Source organism: Jannaschia faecimaris (assembly GCF_900107415.1).
Taxonomy (GTDB): domain Bacteria; phylum Pseudomonadota; class Alphaproteobacteria; order Rhodobacterales; family Rhodobacteraceae; genus Jannaschia; species Jannaschia faecimaris.
The window spans coordinates 29,189-42,599 of sequence record NZ_FNPX01000007.1 but is presented as its reverse complement, the minus strand read 5'-3'; the positions used below and the strand labels follow the sequence as shown (position 1 = coordinate 42,599).

The following is a 13,411-nucleotide window of genomic DNA, read 5'->3' as shown; positions in this document are numbered from 1 at the left end:
TGCAAGCGTGCAGCCGGATTGTCCGCGGTCTGTCATGTGGCTCTTCCCGTCCAAGTCTCCAAGCCGGTCTAAAGGGCAAACCTTTCCATATTCTTATTGCGGAACGATTTTTTTCCGCCTCGCTTCACTCAATCTTAGGATAATACCCGCACAACTCGCCCATCCCGCCGTCTAAACGGTCGGCTAGTATGTCATGGAAAGAGGTCCGTGGAATGGCGTTTTCGTTAAAGTATAAGGCGATAGTTCTCACTATAGCTGTCGCGTTCGGCACGGCCGGTTTGATTATCGGGACTGAATTATGGGAAAAACGAACAGAGGCGACTACGGAAAAACTGCATGGCAGTATGCGAGTGGCAGCCTCGGTTATCGAACTCGGAAAAGACTCGGTCAGTTTGACAATCGGTGACGATGGGAATTTGGAACGGATCGAATGGACCCTTCCGCCAATGTTTCTGAACCACGAATTGATGGACGAAATCGGCGCGATAACCGGCGAAAAATCTACTGTCTTCGTCCTTGACAGGGAACAGGGTGAATTTGTCCGCCGGTCAACCAACATTCTCACCGTCGACGGTGAACGAGCAATTGGAACGGCCCTGGACAAGACAAGCGAAATTCATGCAGCGGTCAGTGCCGGTGAGATTTTTGAAGGCGAGGCAACCGTTCTTGGAGTCGACTACAAGACGGAGTTTTTCCCAATATATGGAAAACGAACGGGCGAGGTCGAAGGGATTCTCTATATTGGTGTCAGCAGTAGCGGGCTGGCTAAAGCATGGTGGGCGTATGCGAAACACAAGGGTTTCTTGGCCCTTGTGGCAATTGCGCTCGCGTCGATCATCACATTTGTTGCGGCCCGATCTGCCGGTGCCGCCCTTGACGAGGCCGTTCGCGTCGTCCGCGAGGTTGCACGGGGAAATCTCGACATCGAAATCGAGGCTCGCCGAAACGACGAAATCGGGGCTCTGCTTCGTGAGATGGCGGCCATGACGTCGGATTTGCGCGCAATGAGCCTGGCGGCAGAGCAGATATCATCAGGTGACTTGACTGTATCGGTCGAACCGCGGTCAGAATCCGATCGCCTTGGTATTGCCCTTCGCGACATGGCGTCCCGCATCCGCAGGGTAATCGCAAATGCGGCGCGCAGTGCCGAGAGCGTATCGGAAACGGCAGAATTGATGTCCCGCACAGCCGCGCAGCTTTCAGCAGGCTCTACTGAGCAGGCGGCAGCAGCAGAGGAAGCATCGGCGTCCATCGAGGAGATGACCGCAAATATTCGGCAGGCCGCCGATAATGCCGGGCAGACAGAGAAGATTGCAAATCAGTCCGCGAGCGATGCTCGTGTTTCGGGCGAGGCTGTCGAGCGCGCGGTACGCGCCATGCGGACGATCGCCGAAAAAATCAACGTGATCCAGGAAATTGCACGGCAAACGGACCTCCTCGCTCTGAATGCGGCTGTAGAGGCCGCCCGGGCGGGACAACACGGTCGGGGCTTCGCGGTCGTAGCTTCCGAAGTTCGCAAGCTTGCAGAACGCAGCCAGGATGCTGCCGCCGAGATCGGGTCACTTTCCGGTGAAACCATCGAAGTCTCAGGGGAAGCCGGGCGCATGCTGCAAACGTTGGTCCCGAACATCCAGCGAACCGCGGACTTGGTGGCCGAGATTTCTGCTTCAACGCGAGAACAAAATGTGGGGGCGGATCAGATTAACCAGGCAATCCGCGAACTTGACCGGGTCATTCAGCAAAATGCGACTTCAGCGAACGAAAGCGCAGAGACTTCTCGCATGCTAGCTGGACAGTCTTTGCAACTGAACGATGTCATCTCATTCTTTGATATCGGTGATGGCAACATGGAGGATTCCGAAGATATTGATGACCATGAGCTCTTTGAAAAAAATGCAGCCGCATAACATGACAGTTCGCGCAGCACTGATCTGGCCGCCGATCAAGAGATCAATTAGGTACACTTCAGGAGGTCTTGGTTCATCGCGTCAACCTTTGGCTTTCGGCGTTGGTCGAGTTACTCCGAACATGCGGAAACGAGCCCGGGCCCAAATCAAAGAGAGGAGGCGCGCGGAACTGGTTGTGCGCTTTTCGCCAGTCGCGCTCAGCGAGGGTTGGGGGCTACGGACCGTATGGCTCGTGCATATGCCCAACGCTCACAGCGGATCAGGTCCAGTCGCTTGCCTGGGAGGCGAAGACGACCAAACGATAGGTCACGAGATTTCTCAGTTTCAAGCTGATCCAGTTACAGGCGCAGTGTCCACTTTTAGCGCGGCACAAAAGACGTGGCGGACGGAAGCCGTGATCCTTGGCCCGATGGGACCCGCTCTGCGGCAGGCATACCGCCACCCGCGAACCAGATCGGGCGGACTGAACTGCCGGGCTGGCCAGACCATCGGCGTGGGTCCCATCGAAAAAGGCGCCGAAGCGGAGAAACGCCGGACCATCGGGCAGGTTCACATCCAAGCGAGCGCAGTTGGTCGAATTCGCGCAGCCTGTCATCCGGATCATGCCCAAGCCAGGCCCCAAGTATCATAAGCTCCGTCTTAGGGCACATGCCACAACAAGAATTGTTACGGAGTACTGACGTGACCAGACGAAGTTCGAGTTGCCCCTCCAAGAGTGGACTGTCCAACACGTTTCAGGGTTTTTTGAAAGCGCATCTCGGCTCTATATGCACCAGTCTTCAACGGCCTTTCAGGGCCCGGTCTTGGCTCTTCCTCGCACAAAGTTGAACAGGAGGTGGGAAGCGACCCGCAGTGTCTGCCTCCGGATCAGCAAAGAATTAGACACTGCCTGTGTCGCGTACTGCTGGCGCGGCCATCCATCCAGTCGCGGACCGGCAAAGGGGTTCTGCCGGGGAAAGTGGGACTTCGGAGCCGTCGCGTCCCGACCCGGAGTAGTGCCAAGTCGTGTGACTTCACGCGAGTACATCAGGAGCATTCGGGCACGGGGCAATGCAGGATCAAACAATCCTCCCCGCATAACTTGCAATTGTCCTCGCGCCTCATTGCCAACTTCGTTTGCCGCACCAGCATCGCAGCCTACCAATCACATGACAAGAAATTCGATCCAGAGCCGAATCTGAAACCCAACTCCGACCGCTTCGGGACCGAAAGGGATTTTTCCGATGCCGAAAAGTCAGGCAGCCAAGGGGGCGTCCTTGGCACCAGTCATGAAGGCCACCGCGTCGGACATGGTGTAGTCCTTGGGGTCAATCACACACAGCCGCTTGCCGAGCCGATGTACGTGAATCCGGTCCGCCACCTCGAAGACATGGGGCATGTTGTGCGAAATCAGCACGATGGGAATTCCTCGGGACCGCACATCCAGGATGAGTTCCAGCACCCGGCGAGACTCCTTGACGCCAAGCGCGGCTGTCGGTTCGTCCAAGATGATGACTTTTGAGCCGAATGCCGCAGCGCGGGCCACCGCCACACCCTGCCGTTGTCCGCCAGAAAGGGTTTCAACCGCCTGGTTGATATTCTGAATTGTCATCAGTCCCAAATCCGACAGCTTGTCGCGTGCGACCTGCTCCATCTTCGCGCGGTCGAGCTGTCGCAGAACGGACCCGCGCCAACCGGGCTTTCGCAGTTCCCGGCCCATGAACATGTTGTCCGCGATCGACAAGGCGGGCGACATGGCAAGCGTCTGGTAAACCGTCTCGATCCCTTCGGCCCTCGCATCGTTGGGAGTGTTGAAACGAACCGGTTTACCTTCCAGAAGGATTTCCCCTGCATCGGGGACGACCGCACCAGACATCGCCTTGATCAGCGACGACTTGCCCGCCCCGTTGTCACCGATGACGGCCACGATCTCGCCTGCGTGCAGGTCGAAGTCGCAGTCATCCAGCGCGGTAACTCGACCATAACGCTTAACGAGGCCCCGGGCCTGAAGGATTGGATTGCTCATGCCGACACCTTTCTAATCCATTGGTCAACCGCGACGGCGGCAATGATCAGGACACCGATCAGAAGGTATGTCCATTGCGCATCCGCCCCGGCCAAGCGCAGCCCCAAGGTAAAGACGCCGACGATCAGGGCCCCGAAGAACGTGCCCATGATCGACCCGCGCCCACCGAAGAGAGAGATGCCGCCAATCACCACGGCCGTGATGCTTTCGATGTTGAGAAGCTGACCAGACGTGGGGCTGACGCTACCGATCCGGCCGATGAGTGCCCAGCCTGCGATCGCACAGATGAACCCGGTCAGCGCGTAGACAGAAATCAGGGTGCGGTTGACGTTCACGCCGGACAGCTGCGCCGCTTCCGGGTCGTCTCCCACAGCGTAGACATGACGCCCCCAAGCCGTTTGGCGCAGTGTATAGGCCAGTATGACCACGATTAGGACCATCGCAATCACGCCGTACGTAAACGTCGCCCCGCCCCGTCCGTCTGCGTCAGCACCGATCTTGAAGGTCGTGCCAAGGAATTGCAGCAGCGGGGCCTCGGCCTCGATTTCCTGACTGCGGATGGTTTCGTTAGCGGAATAAAGGAAATTCGCGGCAAGAACAATCTGCCACATGCCCAGCGTGACGATGAAGGGCGGAAGCTTCATCCGCGATACCAGCCAACCGTTGAGTGCACCGATAGCCGTGCCGAATGCCAGGCCCAGCGCCACCGACAGGCCGACCGGGATGCCGTACCGGAACGTGAACTGCCCCATAATAACCGAGGAGATGACCGCAATAGCACCCACGCTCAGGTCGATGCCGGCAGTCAGAATGACAAGGCTCTGGGCTGCGGCCACGATCCCGACGATTTGCACCTGTTGCAGGATCAGCGTCATCGCGAACGGGCTGAAGAAACGCGAACCCAGCAGAAGGCCGAAGACGAGAATGGACGTCAGCAGCACGAACAGCGGGACAAGCGCGGGATTGACGTGCAGCGCGTGTTGCACCTTGGCCATGAACCCCCGGCGTTTATCCTCGAACTGGGCAACAGCCTCGACCCTGTTGCTTGCGCCTTCGTAGTTATCCGAATCCGTCGTCATGGTGCCCTCTCCCACGTCTGCCAGACGGGGCGACCGCGATGCGACCGCCCTGTCGATTCCATATCATGAAATGAGGCGATTAGCCCCAGCAGAGTTCCTTACCCTCGGCCACCGAGATGCTCTCGACGCCATCAACTGGCTGATCCGTAACCAAGGCGACACCGGTGTCGGTGAAATCCTTGCCCTCGGTCGGCTCAGGCATGGTGCCGTCGGCGGCGAAGGCGGCAATCGCCTCGATACCCATCGACGCCATCAGCAGGGGATACTGCTGCGAGGTGGCACCGATCACACCGTCTTCGATGTTGGCCACCCCGGGGCAACCGCCATCGACCGAAACGATCAGCACGTCGTTTTCCCGGCCAATGGAGCGCAGCGCCTCGTAGGCACCGGCGGCGGCGGGTTCGTTGATGGTATAGACGACGTTGATCTCGGGATCGACGGCCAACAAGTTCTCCATCGCGCGACGCCCGCCTTCCTCGTTGCCGGCGGTGACGTCGTTGCCGACGATACGGGGGTCGTCCTCGTCGCCGTTCACGTTCGGATCGGCAAGGTCGATACCGAAGCCCTGCAGGAAGCCCTGGTCGCGCAGCACGCCGACGGTGGGCTGGCTGACGGCGAGGTCGAGCATAGCGATTTTCGCGTTCGCGGCCTCATCGCCCAGCGACGCTGCGGCCCACTGGCCGATCAGCTCACCGGCCAGAAAGTTGTCGGTGGCGAATGTCGCGTCGGCGGCATCGATGGGATCAAGCGGTGTGTCCAGCGCGATAACCAACAGACCGGCGTCGCGGGCCTGGCTTACGGCACCGACGATGGAAGAGGTGTCGGATGCGGTGATCAGGATGCCCGATGCGCCATCAGCGATGCAGGTCTCAATGGCGGCGACCTGGGTCTCGTGGTCCCCGTCGATCTTACCCGCATAGGAGCGCAGCGTGATGTTATTCTCGGCGGCGGCAGCTTCCGCACCTTCACGCATCTTGACGAAGAACGGGTTGGTGTCCGTCTTGGTAATCAGGCACGCCGAAGTGCCATGTGCATCGGCAAGGGCCGCACCCCCCGAAAAGGCAATGGCAGCAGTGGAGCAGATAAGAAGCTTGTTCATGGTGTTCCTCCCTAGAACGTAAAACTGAACGGTCGCAGCGGCATGGCCGTGTTGGAATCGCCGTCCTGTGGGCCATTTCCTGCCAGCCTGCCGACACTGTGTCAATTAATTAATTAGGTTTCTTTACTAACTAAGGTAGCACAGCTAGATAGGATTTATGCGTCCCATTGAAGGAAGTGCATGAGCAATAGCGTCGTCAGAACAATCTCGACCGGGCTGAGCCAGAAGGGTGTGAGAAACCACAACGAAAGACTGCTTCTTTCGTTGCTCCTGCGCCATGGCTCTCTTCCTGCAAGCGATCTGTCGCGGCGTGCCGGGCTGTCGCCGCCGACGGTTTCGGCGATCCTGAAACGGCTGGAGTCGGACGGCCTTCTTGAACGCGGAGAGCCGGTGCGCGGGAAGGTCGGTAAACCGTCCCTTCCGATGCGGTTGTCCCCGGATGGGGCCCTGTCCTGGGGCCTCAAAATCGGGCGCCGCTCAGCGGAATTGGTGCTGATCGACCTGAGCGGAGAGACCCGCGCCTCTAGGGTCGTGACCTATACAAGACCAGACCCCGGCGAAGTGTTCGCCTTTCTCGACAACGCCACATCGGCGATTTCGGCCGGCCTGACGTCGGCTCAACTGTCACGGATCTGCGGCATTGGCGTCGCCGCCCCCTTCGAGCTGCAGGACGACCGGGAGACAGTCCGCAGCGGCGGCCCGTTCAAAACCTGGTCTGGCATCGACATTGTCCGGCGGGCCAGCGCACTTACCGGGTTGCCCGCCTCGATCGCGAACGACGCCACCGCAGCCTGTCAGGCGGAACAGGTATTCGGGCGCGGCAAGGAGTTTCGAGACTACGCCTACTTCTTCGTCGGGGCCTATGTCGGCGGCGGTGTGGTTCTCAATCACTCGGTCTACGAGGGGCGATTGGGCAATGCAGGCGCGCTTGGCTCACTCCCGACCATGGGACCGAATGGAGAAAGCCTTCAACTGGTCGACACCGCCTCAATCCATCTTCTGGAAAAGCGATTACGCGAATCCGACATCAGCCCGTCTGCCCTTTGGGCGCAGCCCCAAGATTGGAGCAACATTTCCCGCCATGTCGATACCTGGCTGGGTCAGATCGCGCAGGAGTTGGCCCGCGCCTGCCTATCGATCTGCGCCGTGATCGATTTCGAGGCGATCCTGATCGACGGAGCATTCCCGTCAGAGATCCGCATCGAATTGGCCGATCGGATTCGTCGCTATCTGGCCAATCAGGACACGCGCGGCCTGATTCCGCCCCGGATCGAAGTCGGCACAATCGGCCTTGGCGCGCGGGCGGTCGGTGCCGCCAGCGGGCCCATTTCATCGCAGTTCCTTCTGGACATGAACTCGGGTCTGGCCGCGGGCTGACACCGCGCTCAATGCGCAAAGGCACCACGCCCCGCAAGATCGCTCTGGACGGATCATCGCGGCTGTGCCCCCTTGGTGCGATGACTAAAAACCGCCTCCCATATGTCCTGGCCGCCGCGATGGTCTTGGCGTCCGCCGCATGGCTTCTGTGGATCGGGCGTGCGCCCATCTGCGAGTGTGGTTACGTCAAACTCTGGCACGGCACGGTTGTCAGCTCCGAGAACTCCCAACACCTCAGTGACTGGTATACGCCGTCGCACGTCATCCACGGCTTTGTGTTTTTCGGCCTGCTCTGGATGGTTATGCCGCAGCTTTCCTTTGGTTGGCGAATGGCCATCGCGACGGCGGTGGAGGCCCTATGGGAACTGGTAGAGAATTCTGACGCAGTCATCGAACGCTACCGCGCGGTGACGATCTCACTCGATTACTACGGGGACAGCGTCCTTAACGCGGTGGCCGATATCGGGGCAATGATGGTCGGATTCTGGCTGGCATCGAAACTGCCGGTCTGGGCAACCGTCGCTCTTATCCTCCTGTTTGAGGCAACGACGGTCCTGATCATCCGCGACGGGCTGGCGTTGAACATCCTGATGCTGCTCTATCCGCTCGACGCCGTGGCCGAGTGGCAGGCTGGACGCTGATCCGCCCCCTACAGCAGCTTGTCGATCTCCGCCCGCGTCGGCATGGACGCCGCAGCACCGGGCCGTGTCACCGACAGACCAGCACAGGCGCATCCGAACCGCGCCGCCGCGACTGGGTCCATCCCCTCGGCCAGGCCGGTCGCAAATGCCCCGTTGAAGGCGTCACCCGCGCCCGTCGTCTCGACCACCGGGCCCGCCGTGATCGCCGGGACCGGCACTGACCGGTCACGGTCATGATAGAGTACGCCCTGCGCACCCAAGGTCACGATCACCGCCTTGGCGACCCCCATAGCCAAGAGCGCATCCGCCGCTGCGCGGGCTGATGTCAAATCGCGCACTGCAATCCCGGAAAGGGCCTCGGCCTCGGTCTCATTCGGGGTGATGTAGTCGCATAGGGACAGCATCCCCTCAGGCAGTTCTGCCGCCGGAGCCGGATTCAGGATTGTCGCCGCCCCCCCCTCCCGTGCGATCTCCAGCCCGCGCATCGCAGCGTCCATCGGCTGTTCCAACTGGGTGATGAACACCGAGGCACCGCCGATCACGTCGGCCCGCGCCTCCACATCCGCGGGGGTGATGCCGCCAGCGGCACCGGGGACCACGATGATGGCGTTGTCGCCCGACCCGGCCTCGATGAAGATCATCGCGGCCCCCGTCGCCTCGTCCGAGTCGATGACCGCAGGCGTGACGCCCGCCTCAGCCCAGACCTTGCGCGCCATGTCACCGAACGCATCGCGCCCGATCCGCGCGACGAAATGCGCCTCCCCCCCCGCGCGACCCGCCGCAACTGCCTGATTCGAGCCTTTGCCCCCCGGCCCGAGGGTGAAGGAGTTGCCCAGGATCGTCTCACCCATCCGGGGTTGACGGTCGGCGTTGAAGGTTGTGTCGGCGACAAAAACGCCAAGGATCGCAACGTGCCCCATTACCCAGCCCTCCCATCCGGGCCAACGATGCCCTTGCGAAGCATGACGTTGCCATAGGGGCGGCGCTCCCCCGTCTGGATCAGAACATAGGCCTGTTTCGCGAGCTCGTAGAACGCAAATCGCTCAACCGCCGGGATCCGGCGCGTCTCACCCACTGCCGACAGGGCATCCTGCGCGTCAACATGCACTTGAGGCACCGCCTCTGCATGCCCGACCACGGCCATGGTCGCGGCGAAGTCGTCGACAAACGTGTCCAGCGGGAACACGGACAGGATCGCGTCCATCGCGGCGCGCGTGTCGATATTCTCCATCAAAAGCGATCTGCCATAGACCGTACCACGGCCCAGGCTGTCCGCCGGAAAATTCGTGTCCACCAGCACCAGCGTATCGCCGTGCCCCATCGCACGCAGCGCATGCAGCACGTCGGCGTTCAGGGCCGGGTGCAATCCGATCAACATCTCATTCCCCCTTCATCACGAGTGCCACGGCATCCGCCATGGCCAGCCCGAGTGTCGCCTGCGCCGCCGCGTCCATATGCACACCGTCCATGATGTCGACATGTGCGACGCGGCCTGCATCGAAAAAGGCACACCCAAGCCGCGCCGCTTCGTCCCGCAAGGCGGGCGCGATGGCGCGGGACCGGGCCCGCCCGCCCTGGAACATCTCGGCCAGGACGCCCGACTCCTCGACGGGCACCGGGGCCACGAGCATGACACGCGGCGCGTCACCGCCCGGCCCCGCGTTGGACGCCTGAACCACCTGCGCCAGTTTGCCGACGCCTGCGGCAATATCCCAACCCCGCAGCCCGAACCGCGCCTTGCAGTCATTCGTGCCCAGCATGATGATCACCAGCTCAAGCGGGCGGTGACTCTCAAGGATCGCGGGCAGTGCCCGCATCCCGTTCTTGAACGCCCCGTCTATCGGGTCGTCGTGCACCGTTGTTCGTCCCGGATGCCCCTCGGAAACGACCTCAAGTTCCAGCGCCTGCGCCATGACATCGGGCCAGCGCGCGGATTTCGGATGGCGGTCAACGCCCCCCAGCTTCGCAAGCGGCATCGTCCCGTGGCTGTTGCTGTCGCCGAAAACCAGTATCGTCATCCCGTTCCCCCTTCGTGGCACGCTAGCCGTGGCCTCTCTGCTCCGCAATCCATGCCGAAATCTGCCGCGCCACGCGTCGCGCCACCGTAGACGATCCGAGCACTGTCACCTGCATGCCCTGGTTAAGCTGGACACGGGACCCGACCTCCTCCAACCGACCCTCGGCCAAAAAGGACTCCACCAAGGACAGTCGCGCCATCAGTACGCCGCGTCCCGACAGCGCATCCTCGACCGCAAGCGCATAGAGCGAGTGCACCGCACCGGCTCCGCGTCCGGGCAGAGCCTCGCCCGGCAGAGCGCGCTGCCAGACGGTCCAGTCTCCGGCCCAGGTTGCATCCGACAGGCGCGGAAGGTCCGTTCGCCCCGACGGTGCGACCGGAACCAGCACATCGCGCCCGCCGGGGCCGAAGAACAGAGCGATGTCCGCCGTCTCCCGCCGGGTCGTGGGCGCGGCCTCCATAGCGGTGATCGACACGGCCAGGCCGGGCATCGCCGCCTCCAGCGCGGCCAGGCGCGGCCGTAACCAAAGTTGGGCGACCGATGGCAATGTCGCGATGGTCAGGGAGAGCGGGGCCGCCTCCTGACGCAGGGCGGTCTGCGCGGAATCCATTGCATCGAAGGCGGCGGTAAGGCTCGGCAGAACCCTCGTGCCGGCCTCGGTCAGGCGCACGCCCCTGACTTCGCGGGTAAACAGGCTCAGCCCCAGTCGCGCTTCCAACCCCTTGATCTGCGCGGTGATCGCGGCGGGCGTGACACCCAGTTCCGCCGCCGCCGGGGCAAATCCACCCAGACGCGCGGCAGACTCCAGCGCCCGCAGCGCCGTCATCGGCAGGTCGGGCGCGCGAGCGGGACGAACGGCCATGATACACCTTCAGATTTCCTGACCCTCAGTTTCATGAAACCTGAATTGACCGCAAGCCCGCGCCGGCGCGACAAGACCACCAAAGGAGATACGCATGACCGACCTCGCCCCCCGCCCCTGGCTCAGCGACGCTGTGCAGAAGAGGATCGATGCGATCCCGCTGGGCCGCGACCCCAGCGCACGGATCGAGGCGCTGGCCCACGCCGCCACTGTCACCCACGACACCGCGTTCAACCTGAACCCCGCGACCAACGTGATGAACCCGCGGGCCGAGGCGCTGTTATCGTCAGGGATCGGCGCGCGACCCTCGCTTGGCTATCCGGGCGACAAGTACGAGATGGGCCTGTCCGAGATCGAGGAGATCGAAACGATCACCCACCGGCTGGCCTGTGCCGTGTTCGACGCGACCCATGCCGAGGCGCGGGTCCCGTCCGGTGCCATCGCCAACCTGATGGTCTTCATGGCACTGGCCAAGCCGGGCGACGCTGTGATCGTTCCGCCAGCAAGCATCGGTGGCCATGTCACGCACCACGGGGCGGGCTGTGCGGGACTCTACGGGCTGAACATCTTCGAGGCGCCGGTCGACGCGGACGGCTACACCGTCGACGTCGATAGCCTGCGCGATCTGGCCAAACGGGTGCGCCCCCGGATCATCACGTTGGGCCAGTCGCTCAACCTTTTCCCGCACCCTGTCGAGGAGGTGCGCCGGATCGCCGATGCCGTCGGCGCGCACCTGATGTTCGATGCGGCGCATCTGTGCGGGATGATCGCGGGGCGCAAGTGGGAAAACCCGTTGACGCTGGGTGCGCACGTAATGACCATGAGTACTTACAAATCACTGGGCGGTCCGGCGGGCGGGTTGATTGTCACGAATGACGCGGACGTTGCGCGGCGGGTTGAAGCCGTGGTCTTCCCCGGTCTGACCGCCAATTTCGACGCCGGGAAAACCGCCGCCCTTGGCGTAACCTTGCAGGACTGGCGCACTCATGGAGAAGACTACGCCAGCGCGATGGTAGCACTTGCCACCGCCCTGTCGGACGCGGCCACGGCAGAGGGTCTGACTGTTTATCGTGGCACCCGGAGCCATCAATTCGCCCTTGATGCGCGCGCCCTCGGTGGCGGGCAGGCCGCTGCGCGGCGGCTTGAACGCGCGGGCTTCCTGACCTGCGGTATCGGCCTTCCCCTGCCCGAAATTTCGGGCGACCTGAACGGACTGCGACTGGGCACGCCCGAACTGACGCGGCGCGGCGTGACACCGGCGGACGCGCCTGCGATGATGTCGCTCTTCGCGCGCGCCCTGCGGGAGGAGCCGGAGAAGATCCGGCCCGAAGTCCGGGCCCTGCGCACACGCTTCACCGAGACGCGATTCTGCGACTGACATATCGAAAGGCCCGCCATGCCCCTCAAGACACGCCACTGGGATCGACTGCAAAACAACGGCCTTACGGTCACGGAACTGGGTTTCGGCACCGCGCCGCTGGGCAATCTCTACCGCGCGATCACGGACGACGAGGCACAGGCGACGCTGCAATCTGCCTGGGATGGGGGTGTACGCTATTTCGATACGGCACCGCTCTATGGGTTCGGCCTGTCCGAAACGCGTCTCAACCGCTTCCTGCGCGACAAGCCGCGTGATGAGTACGTGCTGTCCAGCAAGGTAGGCCGCATCCTGAAGCCCGCGACCGAAGCGACCCGCGACGGCATCGGCAAGTGGTTTGAGGTGCCCGCCCGCAAGGAGGTCTACGACTACAGCTATGACGGCGTCATGCGTTCAGTCGAGTTCAGCCTGGAGCGGCTGGGCGTTGACCGGCTCGACATGCTGTTTGCCCATGACATCGACGTTCCCAATCAGGGATCGCGTCAGAACGTGAACGCCAAGGTCGATCAGTTGATGGCCGGTGGATACCACGCGCTGGAGCGGCTGCGGCTGGACGGCACGATCAAAGCCTTCGGGGCCGGTGTGAACGAATGGGAAGTCTGCGAACAGTTGCTCCAGCGCGGCGATTTCGACATCTTCCTGATGGCGGGGCGTTACACGTTGTTAGAGCAGGAGGCACTGACGTCCTTCCTGCCGCTCTGCGAGGCGCGCGGCGTCGGGATTATCACGGGTGGCCCATACAATTCGGGCATCCTCGCCACAGGGCCGGTGGATGGCAGCTACTACAACTACGATCTTGCCGGGCCTGAGGTGAAAGCCCGTGTCGGACGGATCGAAGCGATATGCCACGCCCACGGCACGCGCCTGGTCGATGCGGCGTTTCAGTTTCCGTTGCTGCACCCGGCAACGCTGTCGGTCATCCCCGGTGGCCAGAGTCGTGCGGAATCCGAAGGCAACCTGCGGGCCGCGGCCGCCGACATTCCCGCCGACCTTTGGGCGGAGTTGAAGCGCGAGGATCTGATCAGACAGGACGCGCCCGTCTGAG

The 13,411-nt window shown here is 62.2% G+C and carries 12 protein-coding genes; 5 read left to right on the top strand and 7 right to left on the bottom strand.

Features of this window, described 5'->3' with window-relative positions; genetic code table 11:
• Positions 1–212 precede the first annotated feature (212 nt).
• Positions 213–1,907, top strand: coding sequence for a methyl-accepting chemotaxis protein (locus BLV27_RS09700; protein ID WP_170831409.1), 1,695 nt, complete (start codon positions 213–215; stop codon positions 1,905–1,907).
• Positions 1,908–3,141: 1,234 nt separating this feature from the next.
• On the opposite strand, the gene BLV27_RS09690 is transcribed toward BLV27_RS09700, so the two are convergent.
• The 3 genes from BLV27_RS09690 to BLV27_RS09680 form a co-directional block, all read right to left on the bottom strand.
• Positions 3,142–3,912, bottom strand: coding sequence for an ATP-binding cassette domain-containing protein (locus BLV27_RS09690; protein ID WP_092645372.1), 771 nt, complete (start codon positions 3,910–3,912; stop codon positions 3,142–3,144).
• Entirely contained in the window at positions 3,909–4,991 is a 1,083-nt protein-coding gene (locus BLV27_RS09685; RefSeq protein ID WP_092645369.1) for an ABC transporter permease, read from the bottom strand. Before BLV27_RS09685 ends, BLV27_RS09690 begins: the two co-directional genes overlap by 4 nt.
• Positions 4,992–5,070: 79 nt before the next feature.
• Positions 5,071–6,090 (bottom strand): sugar ABC transporter substrate-binding protein, encoded by a 1,020-nt coding sequence (locus BLV27_RS09680; RefSeq protein WP_092645367.1) that lies wholly within the window; start codon positions 6,088–6,090, stop codon positions 5,071–5,073.
• Between the two features lie 180 nt (positions 6,091–6,270).
• On the opposite strand from BLV27_RS09680, the gene BLV27_RS09675 reads away from it, so the two are divergent.
• Positions 6,271–7,467 carry an ROK family transcriptional regulator gene (locus BLV27_RS09675; RefSeq protein ID WP_092645365.1) on the top strand — a complete coding sequence of 399 codons (1,197 nt, stop codon included), beginning with the start codon at positions 6,271–6,273 and terminating at the stop codon, positions 7,465–7,467.
• An 80-nt stretch (positions 7,468–7,547) separates the two neighbouring features.
• The gene (locus BLV27_RS09670) at positions 7,548–8,108 is read left to right on the top strand and encodes a DUF2585 domain-containing protein (RefSeq protein ID WP_092645594.1); all 561 of its coding nucleotides are present in this window, start codon (positions 7,548–7,550) and stop codon (positions 8,106–8,108) included.
• Between the two features lie 8 nt (positions 8,109–8,116).
• On the opposite strand, the gene BLV27_RS09665 is transcribed toward BLV27_RS09670, so the two are convergent.
• The 4 genes from BLV27_RS09665 to BLV27_RS09650 are packed head-to-tail and all read right to left on the bottom strand — an operon-like array spanning position 8,117 to position 10,988.
• On the bottom strand, positions 8,117–9,028 hold the full coding sequence (locus tag BLV27_RS09665) for a ribokinase (protein WP_092645363.1): 912 nt from the start codon (positions 9,026–9,028) through the stop codon (positions 8,117–8,119).
• The gene (locus BLV27_RS09660; protein ID WP_092645361.1) at positions 9,028–9,486 is read right to left on the bottom strand and encodes an RbsD/FucU family protein; all 459 of its coding nucleotides are present in this window, start codon (positions 9,484–9,486) and stop codon (positions 9,028–9,030) included. Before BLV27_RS09660 ends, BLV27_RS09665 begins: the two co-directional genes overlap by 1 nt.
• A gap of 1 nt (position 9,487) precedes the next feature.
• Complete coding sequence (locus BLV27_RS09655) at positions 9,488–10,126, bottom strand: SGNH/GDSL hydrolase family protein (RefSeq protein ID WP_092645359.1); 639 nt, start codon at positions 10,124–10,126, stop codon at positions 9,488–9,490.
• Positions 10,127–10,148: 22 nt separating this feature from the next.
• Entirely contained in the window at positions 10,149–10,988 is an 840-nt protein-coding gene (locus BLV27_RS09650; RefSeq protein ID WP_092645357.1) for a LysR family transcriptional regulator, read from the bottom strand.
• A 94-nt stretch (positions 10,989–11,082) separates the two neighbouring features.
• Here BLV27_RS09650 and BLV27_RS09645 point away from each other — a divergent pair, with 94 nt between their 5' ends.
• Both BLV27_RS09645 and BLV27_RS09640 read left to right on the top strand, forming a co-directional pair.
• Positions 11,083–12,366, top strand: coding sequence for a serine hydroxymethyltransferase (locus BLV27_RS09645; protein WP_092645354.1), 1,284 nt, complete (start codon positions 11,083–11,085; stop codon positions 12,364–12,366).
• Positions 12,367–12,384: 18 nt separating this feature from the next.
• Entirely contained in the window at positions 12,385–13,410 is a 1,026-nt protein-coding gene (locus BLV27_RS09640) for an aldo/keto reductase (RefSeq protein ID WP_092645353.1), read from the top strand.
• The last annotated feature ends 1 nt before the right edge of the window (position 13,411 follow it).

Excerpts from the sequence above, each read along its gene's own strand:
- BLV27_RS09700 (WP_170831409.1), top strand. The coding sequence starts at position 213 with ATGGCGTTTTCGTTAAAGTATAAGGCGATAGTTCTCACTATAGCTGTC.
- BLV27_RS09690 (WP_092645372.1), bottom strand. The coding sequence starts at position 3,912 with ATGAGCAATCCAATCCTTCAGGCCCGGGGCCTCGTTAAGCGTTATGGT.
- BLV27_RS09685 (WP_092645369.1), bottom strand. The coding sequence starts at position 4,991 with ATGACGACGGATTCGGATAACTACGAAGGCGCAAGCAACAGGGTCGAG.
- BLV27_RS09680 (WP_092645367.1), bottom strand. The coding sequence starts at position 6,090 with ATGAACAAGCTTCTTATCTGCTCCACTGCTGCCATTGCCTTTTCGGGG.
- BLV27_RS09675 (WP_092645365.1), top strand. The coding sequence starts at position 6,271 with ATGAGCAATAGCGTCGTCAGAACAATCTCGACCGGGCTGAGCCAGAAG.
- BLV27_RS09670 (WP_092645594.1), top strand. The coding sequence starts at position 7,548 with ATGACTAAAAACCGCCTCCCATATGTCCTGGCCGCCGCGATGGTCTTG.
- BLV27_RS09665 (WP_092645363.1), bottom strand. The coding sequence starts at position 9,028 with ATGGGGCACGTTGCGATCCTTGGCGTTTTTGTCGCCGACACAACCTTC.
- BLV27_RS09660 (WP_092645361.1), bottom strand. The coding sequence starts at position 9,486 with ATGTTGATCGGATTGCACCCGGCCCTGAACGCCGACGTGCTGCATGCG.
- BLV27_RS09655 (WP_092645359.1), bottom strand. The coding sequence starts at position 10,126 with ATGACGATACTGGTTTTCGGCGACAGCAACAGCCACGGGACGATGCCG.
- BLV27_RS09650 (WP_092645357.1), bottom strand. The coding sequence starts at position 10,988 with ATGGCCGTTCGTCCCGCTCGCGCGCCCGACCTGCCGATGACGGCGCTG.
- BLV27_RS09645 (WP_092645354.1), top strand. The coding sequence starts at position 11,083 with ATGACCGACCTCGCCCCCCGCCCCTGGCTCAGCGACGCTGTGCAGAAG.
- BLV27_RS09640 (WP_092645353.1), top strand. The coding sequence starts at position 12,385 with ATGCCCCTCAAGACACGCCACTGGGATCGACTGCAAAACAACGGCCTT.